A 14,115-nucleotide genomic window follows, 5' to 3' on the forward strand; every position below is an offset into this window, starting at 1 on the left:
GCGCCGGTGGCTCGTGCGGGCACCTGCGGCACCCGGGGCGGGCGGGCGCGGATGCCCCGCCCGGGGCACGCGGGCGCGGATGCCCGCCCTGGCGGATCCCGGCGGCAGCCGGAGCGCGCGGGCGGGCGGGTGTCAGCGGCGCTTGCGGCGCGTCAGCGACCAGGGCTCGACGACGCCCAGGCCGCGCACCGGCCGCTGCCACATCGGCTGGAGGGCGAACCGGTAGGCCGCGCCCTCGCCGGGCTCCGCCTCCGCCTCCTTCTCCGACACCGGTGCGGCGCCGGTCCGGGACAGCTCCTCGGCCATCGCCCCGTCCACCAGCACGGCGTCCTTGGGGGCTATGGACGTCAGCCGGCTCGCGAGGTTCACCGTGGTCCCGAAGACGTCGCCCATCCGGGTCGTCACCGTGCCGAAGGCGATCCCGACCCGCAGCTCGGGCATCTGCGCGTCGGCCTCCATCGTCTCGATGAGCCGCAGCGCGATCTCCGCCGCCGTCGCCGCGTCGTCGGCGACGTACAGCACCTCGTCGCCGAGCGTCTTGATCAGCCGGCCGCCGTACGCGGCCACCAGGTCCGCCGCGGTCGTCTCGAAGGACTCGACCAGCTCGCCGAGCTCCTCCTCCTCCAGGCGGCGCGTCAGGCGGGTGAAGCCCACCAGGTCGGCGAAGCCCACCGCGAGCCGCCGGTCGACCATCTCCTCGTCGTCCGCGACCTGCACCACGCGTCCGGTGGCCGCCGCCAGCTGGCGCCGCCACACGTAGACGAGGAACTCCTCCAGCTCCGGCAGCAGCAGCTCGACCAGGGGGTACGTGACCTCCGTACGGGTCATCCCCGGCTCCGGCGGCTCCGTGAGCCCCTCCAGGAACGAGTCGATCTGCCACTCCGCCAGCCGCGCCGTGGTCTGCCCGGTGGACCGTGCCACCTGCACCGCCATCGGCTCCGACAGCAGCCCGGCCTCCACCAGACCGGCGAGCCGGCGCAGGGCCAGTACGTCGGCCTCCGTCAGCGCCCTGGCCTGGCCGATGTCGGCGAAGCCCATGGCCCGCCAGAAGCGGGAGGCGAGCTCCATCGACACCCCGGCGCTGCGGGCGGCCTGGAACGGCGTGTAGCGGCGCTCGGCGCCGAGGATCAGCTGCTCCAGGCGGATCGCGAGGGGATCCGCCGTCGGCTGCACGGTGTGGTCCACCTCGTGGTGGGGAGTGTGCTGGTCGCGTCCGATCGGGGTGCCGGGACCGCTGGGCCCGGGGGCGGACGCGCCGGAGGCAGAGTCGTCGACGGTCAAGGGCCGCCTCCTGTCCATTCCGTGCGCACTGCCCTGCCGAACCGGTTGATCACCACGAGCAGCGGGATCGCCTAAACCATACGGCAGGTGTGCCGTAGCTCACTCCCCCTCCCCGGGGCGGATCCGGGCCGGGCCCGGGCTCCGCGCGGCGTGCGTGGGGCCGTACGACCCGAAAACGCAGCATTCCGCGCATTGCGCCGCATGCCCGGCCCCACCCGCGTCAGTGCACGGATCGCAGGTGGACGACGTCACCCGCCCCCACCGCCTCGTGGGCCCCTTCGGCCGTACGGATCACCAGGCGGCCATCGGTGTCGACGGCTTCGGCCGTTCCGGTGAGGGTGCGCCCGCCCGGGAGCTCCGCGCGCACGTGCCGGCCGAGGGTGGCGCAGCCCGCCGCGTAGGTCTCCTGGAGGCCGCTGGCGGCCGGGTCGCCACCGGCCGCGCGCCAGTTCCCGTACCACTCCTCCAGGGAGCGCAGCACGGCCTTCAGCAGCGGTTCGCGGTCGGTCACGGTGGCCTTGGCCAGCAGCAGCGACCCGGCGGCGGGCACCGGGAGCTCCTCCTCGGTCAGGGTGACGTTGAGCCCGATTCCGACGACGATGCCGTCCGCGGTGCGCTCGGCGAGGATGCCGCCGGCCTTGCGCTCCTCGCCCTCGACACTGACCAGCAGGTCGTTGGGCCACTTGAGTGCGGTGTCCACGCCGGCGGCCCGGGAGAGCCCGGTCGCGGTGGCCACGCCCGCCAGGAGGGTCAGCCACCCCCACTGCTCCTGCGGGACCGCGTCGCCCGGCTTGAACAGCACGGAGAAGAACAGCCCGGAGCGGGCCGGAGCCACCCAGCTCCGGTCGAGCCGGCCCCGTCCGGCGCTCTGCTCCTCGGCGACGAGCACGGCCCCCTCGGGCAGCTCGGCCGCCCGCGTGGCAAGGTCGGTATTGGTGGACCCGGTGGAGGCGACCACCTCCACGGAGGTCCACAGCCCGTCCCCGGTGACGAGGGCCCGCCGCAGCGCTGCGGCATTGAGCGGCGGCCGGTCCAGGCTCGACCAACGACCTGCGGAGGCTCCGGCTGATGCATCTGATGGCGTCATGCAACCCAATGTAGGTGTGTCAAACGCCGCACTGCCGAGCGCCATGCCCGCCGATACGCTACGCACCAGTAGCCAGCAGTAGTCAATCAATTGACCAGGCAGTTGACACCATGCAGGGAGCCGCGACCCCGATGTCACATCCGTCAGAGCCGATCGACATGCACACCACCGCGGGCAAGATCGCGGATCTGCAGCGCCGCATCGACGAAGCCACCCACGCCGGTTCCGCCCGTGCCGTGGAGAAGCAGCACGCCAAGGGCAAGCTGACGGCGCGTGAGCGGGTTGCCCTTCTGCTGGACGAGGGTTCCTTCGTCGAGCTGGACGAGTTCGCCCGGCACCGTTCCACCAACTTCGGGCTGGAGAAGACCCGCCCCTACGGCGACGGCGTCGTCACCGGCTACGGCACGGTCGACGGCCGCCCCGTCGCCGTGTTCTCGCAGGACTTCACCGTCTTCGGCGGAGCCCTCGGCGAGACCTTCGGCCAGAAGATCATGAAGGTCATGGACTTCGCGCTGAAGACCGGCTGCCCGCTCGTCGGCATCAACGACTCCGGCGGTGCCCGCATCCAGGAGGGCGTCAGCGCGCTCGGCATGTACGGCGAGATCTTCCGTCGCAACGTCCACGCCTCCGGCGTGATCCCACAGATCAGCCTGGTCGTCGGGCCCTGCGCGGGCGGCGCCGTGTACTCGCCCGCGATCACCGACTTCACGGTGATGGTCGACCAGACCTCGCACATGTTCATCACCGGCCCGGACGTCATCAAGACGGTCACCGGCGAGGACGTCGGCTTCGAGGAGCTGGGCGGGGCCCGTACGCACAACAGCACGTCCGGCGTCGCCCACCACATGGCGGGCGACGAGAAGGACGCCATCGAGTACGTGAAGTCGCTCCTGTCGTACCTCCCGTCGAACAACCTCTCCGAGCCGCCCGCCTTCCCGGAGGAGGCCGACACCGAGGTCTCCGACAGCGACCGCGAGCTCGACGCGCTGATCCCGGACAGCGCGAACCAGCCGTACGACATGCACACCGTGATCGAGCACGTGCTCGACGACGCGGAGTTCCTGGAGACGCAGTCGCTCTTCGCGCCGAACATCCTGACCGGGTTCGGCCGGGTCGAGGGCCACCCGGTCGGCATCGTCGCCAACCAGCCGATGCAGTTCGCCGGCTGCCTGGACATCGACGCCTCCGAGAAGGCCGCCCGCTTCGTGCGGACCTGCGACGCCTTCAACATCCCGGTGCTGACGTTCGTGGACGTGCCGGGCTTCCTCCCCGGCACCGACCAGGAGTACAACGGAATCATCCGGCGCGGCGCCAAGCTGATCTACGCGTACGCCGAGGCCACCGTCCCCCTGATCACCGTCATCACCCGCAAGGCCTTCGGCGGCGCCTACGACGTCATGGGCTCCAAGCACCTCGGCGCGGACCTGAACCTGGCCTGGCCGACCGCGCAGATCGCCGTCATGGGCGCGCAGGGCGCGGTGAACATCCTGCACCGCCGCACCCTCGCCGAGACCGCTCCCGAGGAGGTGGAGGCGACCCGGACCCGGCTCATCGCCGAGTACGAGGACGCGCTGCTCAACCCGTACACGGCGGCCGAGCGCGGTTACATCGACGCGGTGACCATGCCGTCCGAGACCCGCGCGCACGTGGTGAAGGGGCTGCGGCAGCTGCGTACCAAGCGGGAGTCCCTGCCGCCGAAGAAGCACGGCAACATCCCCCTCTAGTCGCTCAGGAGGTCACCGTGGTGATCAAGGTCGTCAAGGGCAATCCGACCCCTGAGGAGCTGGCCGCCGCACTGGCGGTGGTCCAGGCGCGCGCGGCGCTGCTGGCTTCGTCGGCACCGTCGGGCGCCCCGCAGGTCACGGACGAGTGGTCGACGCCGGCCCGGGTGGCCCGGCGCCGGCTGCCGCAGCCGGGGCCGCGGGCCTGGGGCCGGACGTACTGGCCCGGATAGCCGGCGTGTGGTGAACGCGGTGCGGCGCCTGAGTACCCGTACTCAGGCGCCGCACCGGCCCGCGGGGCCAGGATCGGAACATGCTCTGGTCCGACCCGAAGAACGAGCCGCCCAAGGACATGCGCGACGCGCAGGCGATGATCCGGCGGCTCACCGTGGTGCTCGCCCTCGCCATGCTCGTGGTGGTCTACGTCCTCGGCGTGAGCCACTTCTGAGCCGCCCGCACCCGCACCTACGATGGCGGGCATGACTGCCACACCCCAGCCCGCGAACGTGCGCAAGCTCGTCCTCGCCTCCGCCTCCCCCGCCCGGCTGAACCTGCTGCGGCAGGCAGGTCTCGCCCCGCACGTGATCGTCAGCGGCTTCGACGAGGACACCCTCGACCACGACGAGCCGGCCGCGCTGGCGCTGGCGCTGGCCGAGGCGAAGGCGGCCGTCGTCGCGGGCCTGGACGAGGCCTCGGGCGCCCTGGTGATCGGCTGCGACTCGGTGCTGGAGCTGGACGGCGAGGCGCTGGGCAAGCCCGCGGACGCCGAGGAGGCCACCGCGCGCTGGAAGGCGATGCGCGGCCGGGCCGGCGTGCTGCGCACCGGGCACTGCGTGATCGACACGGCGACGGGGCGGCAGGTCTCGGCCACGGCGTCGACGACGGTCCGCTTCGGCGAGCCGACGGACGCGGAGGTCGCGGCGTACGTGGCCAGCGGCGAGCCGCTGCACGTGGCGGGGGCGTTCACCCTGGACGGGCTGTCGGCGCCGTTCATCGACGGCATCGACGGGGATCACGGCAACGTGATCGGCCTGTCGATGCCGCTGCTGCGCTCGCTGCTGGGCGAACTGGACGTGTCCATCACGGACTTGTGGGCTTGAGCTCCCCGAACGGCGGCGGTGGCGGGGCGTCCTCGACCGGGCCTCCGCCGTCCACCTGCCGGGCGGCGGCGGGGTAGAGCGTCAGGATCAGCACGAGCAGACACAGGATCAGCATCAGCGTCGCGAACGCCGCCCAGCCGACCAGGCCGACGGCGAGCATGCCGAGCACCGCGTGGGTGACGGCGGCGGCGATGAGCACGACCCGGGCGAACCGGCCCGGCGGGCGGTCGCGCAGCGCGGCGAGGGCGCAGAGCACGGCGCACAGCAGGAGGAAGGCGCCCATGCCCGCCCCCATGGCGTAGGTGGCCCTGGACATGACCTCCGGGTCGCTGCCCGCGATGGACATCGACTGGTTGGCCGTGGTCCGGCCCAGCACGATGTGGACGAGCACCAGCACGGCGGCTTCCGCGACCAGCACGATCGCGGCCAGTCCGGCCACGAGTCTTCGCACCACGTGCACCCACCCCCCAAGCGCCATACGCCCGTTCGACGCCTGGAGGCTACTAACGGGTAGCCCGGCGGGCAAGAGATGCGCCCGCATCGCCCGTCCGGAGTACACGCCCGGCGCGCTGCGGCCCGTAGGGAGCCCGGTCGGCCACCTCGCTGTGGGTACGGTGTTGTCCCGGTTCGCCCTGCGGGACGACGGAGCTACCAATCAGTAAACAAGGGGACAACTCCTCGCTCGACCGCAAAGAAAATGTGGGCCGTTCGTAGGGACTCGACAAAGAATCACCCGGGGCCGCTGACCCGGGGGACAGAGACCTTGGATACATGACGGGGTTACTGTGCAGTCGGGGATCCCCCTGACCTGGGGCGCCACAAGGGTTCTCCGGCGGAGCGGACCTCGCATCACACTCTGTGTGGGCAAGGTCACCACCGGGGAAGGGTCGAAAGGCCGTGTGGGCTGTCCCTAAACTCAGCTTGTTTCAAGGAGGGAGCCATCGTGCGCAAGGTGCTCATCGCCAACCGTGGCGAAATCGCTGTCCGCGTTGCTCGGGCCTGCCGGGACGCCGGGATCGCGAGCGTAGCCGTCTACGCCGATCCGGACCGGGACGCTCTGCACGTCCGCGCGGCCGACGAAGCTTTCGCGTTGGGCGGTGACACCCCGGCCGCCAGTTACCTGGACATCTCCAAGGTCCTCCAGGCCGCCGCCGACTCGGGTGCGGACGCCATCCACCCCGGATACGGCTTCCTGTCCGAGAACGCCGACTTCGCCCAGGCCGTGATCGACGCCGGCCTGACCTGGATCGGCCCGCCGCCGCAGGCCATCCGTGACCTCGGCGACAAGGTGGCCGCCCGTCACATCGCCCAGCGCGCCGGCGCGCCGCTGGTCGCCGGTACGCCGGACCCGGTCTCCGGGGCCGAGGAGGTCGTCGCCTTCGCCAAGGAGCACGGCCTGCCGATCGCCATCAAGGCGGCCTTCGGCGGTGGCGGCCGCGGCCTGAAGGTCGCCCGCACCCTCGAAGAGGTGCCGGAGCTCTACGAATCCGCCGTCCGCGAGGCCGTCGCCGCCTTCGGCCGCGGCGAGTGCTTCGTCGAGCGCTACCTCGACAAGCCGCGCCACGTCGAGACGCAGTGCCTGGCCGACTCGCACGGCAACGTCGTGGTCGTCTCGACCCGTGACTGCTCCCTCCAGCGCCGCCACCAGAAGCTGGTGGAGGAGGCTCCCGCGCCGTTCCTGACGGAGGCCCAGAACGCGGAGCTGTACGCCGCTTCCAAGGCCATCCTGAAGGAGGCCGGCTACGTCGGCGCCGGCACCGTGGAGTTCCTGGTCTCCGCCGACGGCCTGATCTCCTTCCTGGAGGTCAACACCCGCCTCCAGGTCGAGCACCCGGTCACCGAGGAGGTCGCCGGCATCGACCTGGTCCGCGAGATGTTCCGCATCGCCGACGGCGAGGAGCTCGGCTACGGCGACCCGGTCCTGCGCGGTCACTCCATCGAGTTCCGCATCAACGGCGAGGACCCGGGCCGCGGCTTCCTCCCGGCGCCCGGCACGGTGACGAAGTTCGTCGCGCCGACCGGCCCGGGCGTCCGCCTCGACGCGGGCGTCGAGTCCGGCTCCGTCATCGGCCCGGCCTGGGACTCCCTGCTGGCCAAGCTGATCGTCACCGGCGCCACCCGCGAGCAGGCGCTGCAGCGCGCCGCCCGCGCGCTCGCCGAGTTCGAGGTCGAGGGCATGGCCACGGCCATCCCCTTCCACCGTGCGGTCGTCGCCGACCCGGCGTTCGCGCCCACCGACGGCAGCCCCTTCACGGTCTACACGCGCTGGATCGAGACGGAGTTCGTCAACGAGATCCCCGCGTTCACGGCTCCGGCCGCGGAGGAGACCGAGGACGAGCCGGGCCGCGAGACGGTCGTCGTCGAGGTCGGCGGCAAGCGCCTGGAGGTCTCGCTGCCGTCCTCCCTCGGCATGACCCTGGCCCGTACGGCCGCCGCGGGCGGTGCGAAGCCGAAGCGCCGCGCGGCCAAGAAGTCCGGCCCGGCCGCCTCCGGCGACACGCTCGCCTCCCCGATGCAGGGCACGATCGTCAAGGTCGCGGTCGAGGAGGGCCAGCAGGTCACCGAGGGTGAACTGATCGTCGTACTGGAAGCGATGAAGATGGAGCAGCCTCTCAACGCGCACCGCTCCGGCACCGTCGTGGGCCTCACCGCCGAGGTCGGCGCCTCGGTCACCTCCGGCGCCACGATCTGCGAGATCAAGGACTGATACCGGCCCCCGCAGAACGCACCCGGCCCCCAGGACCCGAACGGTCCTGGGGGCCGGTGTCATGTCGGCTGCAGTCAGCGGCCGGGCACGCCGCAACGGCTCCGCCGGATCCCGTTCCGGTGGAGCCGTTCGGCAATGCCACGACTGGGGCGGGGCATGGGCAGGACCGGCGGCTACCGCCGCCGCATGTCCGCCACGCGGGCCCGTTCGCGGTCGCCCGGCTCCGGCAGGGCCGAGGCGCTGCGGAGCTGGGCCGTCGGGCCGCCGCGGCGCTGGACCGGGAGGGGGGAGTCGCGGCGGGGACGGCGGGCGCCCATGCCGTCCACGCCGCCCGAGGCGACGGGGCCGCCGGCCACGGTGATCTGGACGCCCTGGTCCGCCAGGGCGTGGAGCTCGGTGGCCGCGCGGTCGTCGTGCGGCGGGGGCTCGTCGGTGACCAGGCGGGTCATGACGTCCGTCGGCACCGTCTGGAACATCGTGTCCGTGCCGAGCTTGGTGTGGTCCGCCAGGACCACCACCTCCGCGGCCGCCTGCACCAGCGCCCGGTCCACGCTCGCGCTGAGCATGTTGGACGTGGACAGGCCCCGCTCCGCCGTCAGGCCGCTGCCCGAGAGGAAGGCGCGGGAGACCCGGAGCCCCTGGAGGGACTGCTCGGCCCCGCTGCCGACGAGGGCGTAGTTGGACCCGCGCAGGGTGCCGCCGGTCATGACGACCTCGACCCGGTTGGCGTGGGCCAGTGCCTGGGCGACCAGGAGGGAGTTGGTCACGACGGTCAGGCCGGGCACCCGGGCGAGCCGACGGGCCAGCTCCTGGGTCGTGGTGCCCGCGCCGACGACGACGGCCTCGCCCTCTTCGACGAGGCCGGCCGCGACATCGGCGATGGCGGTCTTCTCCGCCGTCGCGAGATGGGACTTTTGCGGAAAGCCGGACTCCCGCGTGAAACCGCCCGGCAAGACCGCACCGCCGTGTCGGCGGTCGAGGAGTCCTTCGGCCTCCAGTGCCCGCACGTCCCGCCGTACGGTCACTTCGGAGGTCTGGACGACGCGGGCGAGCTCCCGGAGCGAAACCGCTCCGTTGGCCCGCACCATTTCGAGGATCAATTGGCGACGTTCTGCAGCGAACACGAAACTGACAGTAACCCCAACGACCGTCTGCTTTCAGCTCTTTGCGCCGGAATACCGAAGTTGTCCATATGGCGGGGCGACTAGTGGTATACGCGGCCCGAGGTCTGGGTGAACACCCGGCCACGCGGCCGCGCACCGACCCAACACCCTTGGGGCGCGGGGCGGTTGGGGGTGCTTACGCCTCCCCGCCGGCCTTCCGGGTGTGCAGCTGGCGGGCGACCTCGGCGATCGACCCGGACAGCGAGGGGTACACGGTGAACGCGTTTGCGATCTGCTCGACCGTCAGATTGTTGTCGACGGCGATCGAGATCGGGTGGATGAGCTCGCTCGCTCGCGGGGAGACGACCACACCGCCGACCACGATGCCGGTGCCCGGGCGGCAGAACATCTTCACGAAGCCGTCGCGGATGCCCTGCATCTTGGCGCGGGGGTTGCGCAGCAGCGGCAGCTTCACCACACGGGCGTCGATCTTGCCGGCGTCCACGTCCGCCTGGGTGTAGCCGACGGTGGCGATCTCGGGGTCGGTGAAGACGTTCGAGGACACCGTCTTCAGGTTCAGCGGGGCCACCGCGTCGCCGAGGAAGTGGTACATCGCGATGCGCCCCTGCATGGCGGCGACGGAGGCGAGCGCGAAGACGCCCGTGACGTCACCGGCGGCGTAGACGCCCGGCGCGGAGGTGCGCGAGACCTTGTCGGTCCAGATGTGCCCGGAGTCCTTGAGGCGGACGCCGGACTCCTCCAGGTTCATGTTCTGGGTGTTCGGGATCGCGCCGACCGCCATCAGGCAGTGGGTGCCGGTCAGCACCCGGCCGTCGGAGAGGGTGACCTCGACCCGGTCGCCGACCCGCTTGGCGGACTCGGCGCGCGAGCGCCCGACGACGTTCATGCCGCGGCGCCGGAAGACGTCCTCCAGGACGGCGGCCGCGTCGGGGTCCTCGCCCGGCAGCACGCGGTCGCGGGAGGACACCAGGGTGACCCGGGAGCCGAGCGCCTGGTACGCGCCGGCGAACTCCGCACCGGTGACACCGGAACCGACCACGATGAGCTCCTCGGGGAGCTCGTCCAGGTCGTAGACCTGCGTCCAGTTCAGGATGCGCTCGCCGTCGGGCTGGGCGTCGGGGATCTCGCGCGGGGTGCCGCCGGTGGCGATGAGGACGGCGTCCGCCGTCAGGATCGTCTCGGTGCCGTCCGCGGCGGTGACGATGACGTCCCGGGTGCCGTCGATGCCCTGCGGGCCGCCGAGCTTGCCGCGGCCGCGCATGACCTTGGCGCCGGCCCGGGTGACGGAGGCGGTGATGTCGTGCGACTGGGCGAGCGCGAGGCGCTTGACGCGCCGGTTCACCTTGCCGAGGTCCACGCCCACGACGCGCGCCGCCTGCTCGATGTGCGGGGTGTCGTCCGCGACGATGATCCCCAGCTCCTCGTAGGAGGAGTCGAAGGTGGTCATCACCTCTGCGGTCGCGATCAGAGTCTTGGAAGGTACGCAGTCGGTCAGGACCGAGGCCCCGCCCAGACCGTCGCAGTCCACGACGGTCACCTCCGCGCCGAGCTGGGCGCCGACCAGCGCCGCCTCATACCCGCCGGGTCCGCCGCCGATGATCACGATCCGGGTCACGAAAAGTCCGCCTCACGTCTACCCGGCCGGCTGCCGGCCCGGCCGGTGTTCCGGGGGTTCTCCCCGGGGGATGCATTCCGTGCTCCATTGTCCCGCACGCTTCAAGGTGCTTCGCGCCCGGTCCCTTCCCGGGACTCCGTCCGGGGTACACCCGGCCGGGCACACCGCCACGGCCACCCCTCCCGTACCCTCGACCTCATGTCGCTCTACGCCGCGTACGCCGGCAACCTCGACCCGCGGCTGATGACGCGCCGCGCTCCGCATTCGCCGCTGCGCGGCACGGGCTGGATCAACGACTGGCGGCTGACCTTCGGCGGCGAGCAGATGGGCTGGGAGGGCTCCCTCGCCACGATCGTCGAGGCGCCCCGCCACCAGGTCTTCGTCGCCCTGTACGACATCGCCCCGCTGGACGAGGACTCGATGGACCGCTGGGAGGGCGTCGGGCTCGACATCTACCGGCGCATGCGGATCCGGGTGCACACGCTGGACGGCGAGGAAGCCGCCTGGTGCTACGTGCTCAACGGCTACGAGGGCGGCCTGCCCTCGGCGCGCTACCTGGGCGAGATCGCGGACGCGGCCGAGTCCGCGGGCGCCCCGCACGACTACGTGATGGAGCTGCGCAAGCGCCCCTGCTGATTCCGCCGCGGGACCGCCCGGCCGGGATTGCGGTCGGGCTTCCGGCCTGCCTTCCGGTCGGGCTGCCGCCCGGATCCGGGCGGTCACCGCAGGTCACACCGGGTCACTGCGGACATGTGGTGGGAAACGACAAGACAACGATCCGAGCATGGTGAGCTGTGCCATCTACGCGCGTAGGCAATGAGCGGCTACGCTCGTCAGCGTGAACGCATCTGTTACCGATCCCACCGCCGCCGCCGACGCCGCAGCCGCCCGCCTGCGGGAGCTCACCGGCGCCGAGACCCACGATGTCGCCCTCGTCATGGGCTCCGGCTGGGCCCCCGCCGCCGAGGCCCTGGGCGCCCCCGAGGCCGAGTTCCTCGTCACCGAGCTGCCCGGGTTCCCCCCGGCCGCCGTCGAAGGACACGGCGGCAAGGTCCGCTCGTACAAGATCGGCGACAAGCGTGCGCTGGTCTTCCTCGGGCGCACCCACTACTACGAGGGCCGCGGCGTCGCCGCCGTCGCCCACGGTGTCCGCACCGCCGTCGCCGCGGGCTGCAAGACCGTCGTGCTGACCAACGGCTGCGGCGGTCTGCGCGAGGGCATGCAGCCCGGCCAGCCGGTCCTGATCAGCGACCACATCAACATGACGGCCACCTCGCCGATCATCGGCGCGAACTTCGTGGACCTGACGAACCTGTACTCGCCCGAGCTGCGCGCGCTGTGCAAGGAGATCGACCCCTCCCTGGAGGAGGGCGTCTACGTCCAGTTCCCCGGCCCGCACTACGAGACCCCGGCCGAGATCAACATGATCCGCGTGATGGGCGCCGACCTCGTCGGCATGTCCACCGTTCTGGAGGCCATCGCCGCCCGCGAGGCCGGCGCCGAGGTGCTCGGCATCTCCCTGGTCACCAACCTGGCGGCGGGCATCTCGGGCGAGCCGCTGAACCACGAAGAGGTCCTCCAGGCCGGCCGCGACTCGGCCGCGCGCATGGGCAAGCTGCTGACCCAGGTCCTCGCCCGCATCTGAGGCTCCGGGACCGTACGAGAGGTAAGGCGGAAGTAGTGCAGGAACAGGACGACCTGATCACCCGGGCCCGGGCCTGGCTGGCGGAGGACCCCGACCCCGAGACGGCGGCCGAACTCGCCGCGCTCATCGGGGCGGGCGACACGGCGGAGCTCGCCGCCCGGTTCTCCGGCACCCTCCAGTTCGGCACCGCCGGACTGCGCGGCGAGATCGGCGCGGGCCCGATGCGGATGAACCGCGGCGTGGTCATCCGGGCGGCGGCGGGCCTCGCGGCCTACCTGAAGGCGCAGGGCCACGCAGACGGCCTGGTCGTCGTCGGCTACGACGCCCGCTACAAGTCGGCGGACTTCGCCCGCGACACCGCGGCCGTCATGACCGGCGCCGGGCTGCGCGCGGCCGTCCTGCCCCGCCCGCTGCCCACGCCCGTCCTCGCGTACGCCATAAGGCACCTGGGCGCCGTGGCCGGCGTCGAGGTGACCGCGAGCCACAACCCGCCCCGGGACAACGGCTACAAGGTCTACCTCGGCGACGGCTCGCAGATCGTCTCCCCGGCGGACACGGAGATCGCGGCGGAGATCGCCCGCGTCGACACGCTCGCCTCGGTGCCCCGTCCGGAGTCCGGCTGGGAGGACCTCGGCGACGAGGTCCTGGAGGCCTACCTCGCCCGTACGGACGCCGTCCTGACCCCCGGCTCCCCCCGGGGCGTGCGGACGGTCTACACGGCGATGCACGGTGTCGGCAAGGACGTCGTCATGGCGGCGTTCGCCCGGCACGGCTTCCCGGAGCCGGTGCTGGTCGCCGAGCAGGCCGAACCGGACCCGGCCTTCCCGACGGTGGCGTTCCCCAACCCGGAGGAGCCGGGCGCGATGGACCTGGCCTTCGCCAGGGCCGCCGAGGTCCAGCCGGACATCGTGATCGCGAACGACCCCGACGCGGACCGTTGCGCGGTGGCCGTCCCCACCGCGGACGGCTGGCGGATGCTGCGCGGCGACGAGGTCGGCGCGCTGCTCGCGGCGCACCTGGTCCACAAGGGCGCGACCGGCGTCTTCGCGGAGTCGATCGTCTCCTCCAGCCTTCTGGGCCGGATCGCGGAGGCCGCGGGCGTCGGTTACGAGGAGACCCTCACGGGCTTCAAGTGGATCGCCCGCGTCGAGGGCCTGCGCTACGGCTACGAGGAGGCGCTCGGCTACTGCGTGGACCCCGAGGGCGTCCGCGACAAGGACGGCGTGACCGCCGCCCTGCTGGTGGCCGAACTGGCCTCGGAGCTGAAGGAGCAGGGCCGCACCCTGACCGACCTGCTGGACGACCTGGCGATGGCCCACGGCCTGCACGCCACCGACCAGCTCTCGATCCGCGTGTCGGACCTGACGGTCATCGCGAACGCGATGGCGCAGCTGCGTGCGGAGCCCCCGGTCACGCTGGCGGGTCTGCGGGTCGTCTCGGCGGAGGACCTGACCAAGGGCACGGCGTCGCTGCCGCCCACGGACGGCCTGCGGTACTACCTCGACGGCGCGTACAAGGCCAGGGTCATCTGCCGCCCGTCGGGCACGGAGCCCAAGCTGAAGTGCTACCTGGAGGTCGTCGTCCCGGTGGCCGAGGCCTCCGACCTGGCGTCGGCCCGCGTGACCGGCCAGGAAGTCCTGGACGCGATCAAGAAGGACCTCGCAGCCGCGATGGGCATCTAGCCCTTCGTCCGCGAACCGGGTGCGGGGCTCCGGCCCCGCCCGGCCAGGTTCCCGCCCCGTCCGGCGGGGCCTGGCCACCCGTTTCCCCTCGGCCCCCCGAGCCCCGGCTCAGGGGGCCGTCGGCGTACGGGGCCGCTGCGCGGAACCTTCTCC

Annotated in this window: 13 protein-coding genes; 8 read left to right on the forward strand and 5 right to left on the reverse strand. The window is 72.2% G+C overall.

Annotated features, from left to right (window positions below; all coding sequences use genetic code 11):
* Positions 1-132 precede the first annotated feature (132 nt).
* Together IH80_RS0128725 and IH80_RS0128730 are read right to left on the reverse strand one after the other, a co-directional pair.
* Positions 133-1,281, reverse strand: coding sequence for an adenylate/guanylate cyclase domain-containing protein (locus tag IH80_RS0128725; protein ID WP_030964369.1), 1,149 nt, complete (start codon positions 1,279-1,281; stop codon positions 133-135).
* 220 nt (positions 1,282-1,501) lie between these two features.
* Entirely contained in the window at positions 1,502-2,368 is an 867-nt protein-coding gene (locus IH80_RS0128730; protein ID WP_030964370.1) for a biotin--[acetyl-CoA-carboxylase] ligase, read from the reverse strand.
* Between the two features lie 131 nt (positions 2,369-2,499).
* Here IH80_RS0128730 and IH80_RS0128735 point away from each other — a divergent pair, with 131 nt between their 5' ends.
* From IH80_RS0128735 to IH80_RS0128750, 4 genes are all read left to right on the forward strand, one after another.
* Positions 2,500-4,092, forward strand: a complete 1,593-nt coding sequence (locus IH80_RS0128735) for an acyl-CoA carboxylase subunit beta (RefSeq protein WP_030964371.1) — start codon at positions 2,500-2,502, stop codon at positions 4,090-4,092.
* 17 nt (positions 4,093-4,109) lie between these two features.
* A complete protein-coding gene (locus tag IH80_RS0128740) occupies positions 4,110-4,322 on the forward strand; it encodes an acyl-CoA carboxylase epsilon subunit (RefSeq protein ID WP_030964372.1) in 213 nt (70 codons plus the stop codon).
* 80 nt (positions 4,323-4,402) lie between these two features.
* Positions 4,403-4,537 carry a morphogenic membrane protein MmpB gene (gene mmpB, locus IH80_RS46950; protein ID WP_257856429.1) on the forward strand — a complete coding sequence of 45 codons (135 nt, stop codon included), beginning with the start codon at positions 4,403-4,405 and terminating at the stop codon, positions 4,535-4,537.
* Between the two features lie 22 nt (positions 4,538-4,559).
* The gene (locus IH80_RS0128750; protein ID WP_030964374.1) at positions 4,560-5,189 is read left to right on the forward strand and encodes a Maf family protein; all 630 of its coding nucleotides are present in this window, start codon (positions 4,560-4,562) and stop codon (positions 5,187-5,189) included.
* On the opposite strand, the gene IH80_RS0128755 is transcribed toward IH80_RS0128750, so the two are convergent.
* Positions 5,170-5,643, reverse strand: coding sequence for a hypothetical protein (locus tag IH80_RS0128755; protein WP_234432412.1), 474 nt, complete (start codon positions 5,641-5,643; stop codon positions 5,170-5,172). The two genes, IH80_RS0128750 and IH80_RS0128755, sit on opposite strands and share 20 nt — an antisense overlap.
* Before the next feature lie 489 nt (positions 5,644-6,132).
* Between IH80_RS0128755 and IH80_RS0128760 the strand changes: the two genes are divergently transcribed.
* Positions 6,133-7,896 (forward strand): acetyl/propionyl/methylcrotonyl-CoA carboxylase subunit alpha, encoded by a 1,764-nt coding sequence (locus tag IH80_RS0128760; protein WP_030964376.1) that lies wholly within the window; start codon positions 6,133-6,135, stop codon positions 7,894-7,896.
* 173 nt (positions 7,897-8,069) lie between these two features.
* Here the strand turns inward: IH80_RS0128760 and IH80_RS0128765 are convergent, their stop codons facing one another.
* Together IH80_RS0128765 and IH80_RS0128770 are read right to left on the reverse strand one after the other, a co-directional pair.
* Entirely contained in the window at positions 8,070-9,020 is a 951-nt protein-coding gene (locus IH80_RS0128765) for a DeoR/GlpR family DNA-binding transcription regulator (protein WP_078906788.1), read from the reverse strand.
* Between the two features lie 175 nt (positions 9,021-9,195).
* Positions 9,196-10,635, reverse strand: a complete 1,440-nt coding sequence (locus IH80_RS0128770) for an NAD(P)H-quinone dehydrogenase (RefSeq protein ID WP_030964379.1) — start codon at positions 10,633-10,635, stop codon at positions 9,196-9,198.
* A gap of 198 nt (positions 10,636-10,833) precedes the next feature.
* Here IH80_RS0128770 and IH80_RS0128775 point away from each other — a divergent pair, with 198 nt between their 5' ends.
* From IH80_RS0128775 to IH80_RS0128785, 3 genes are all read left to right on the forward strand, one after another.
* Positions 10,834-11,271 (forward strand): gamma-glutamylcyclotransferase, encoded by a 438-nt coding sequence (locus IH80_RS0128775; protein ID WP_030822886.1) that lies wholly within the window; start codon positions 10,834-10,836, stop codon positions 11,269-11,271.
* A 202-nt stretch (positions 11,272-11,473) separates the two neighbouring features.
* Entirely contained in the window at positions 11,474-12,280 is an 807-nt protein-coding gene (locus IH80_RS0128780) for a purine-nucleoside phosphorylase (protein WP_030661588.1), read from the forward strand.
* Between the two features lie 35 nt (positions 12,281-12,315).
* Positions 12,316-13,962 carry a phospho-sugar mutase gene (locus IH80_RS0128785; protein ID WP_030964380.1) on the forward strand — a complete coding sequence of 549 codons (1,647 nt, stop codon included), beginning with the start codon at positions 12,316-12,318 and terminating at the stop codon, positions 13,960-13,962.
* The last annotated feature ends 153 nt before the right edge of the window (positions 13,963-14,115 follow it).

Source organism: Streptomyces sp. NRRL S-378 (assembly GCF_000720645.1).
In the GTDB taxonomy this organism is placed as follows: domain Bacteria; phylum Actinomycetota; class Actinomycetes; order Streptomycetales; family Streptomycetaceae; genus Streptomyces.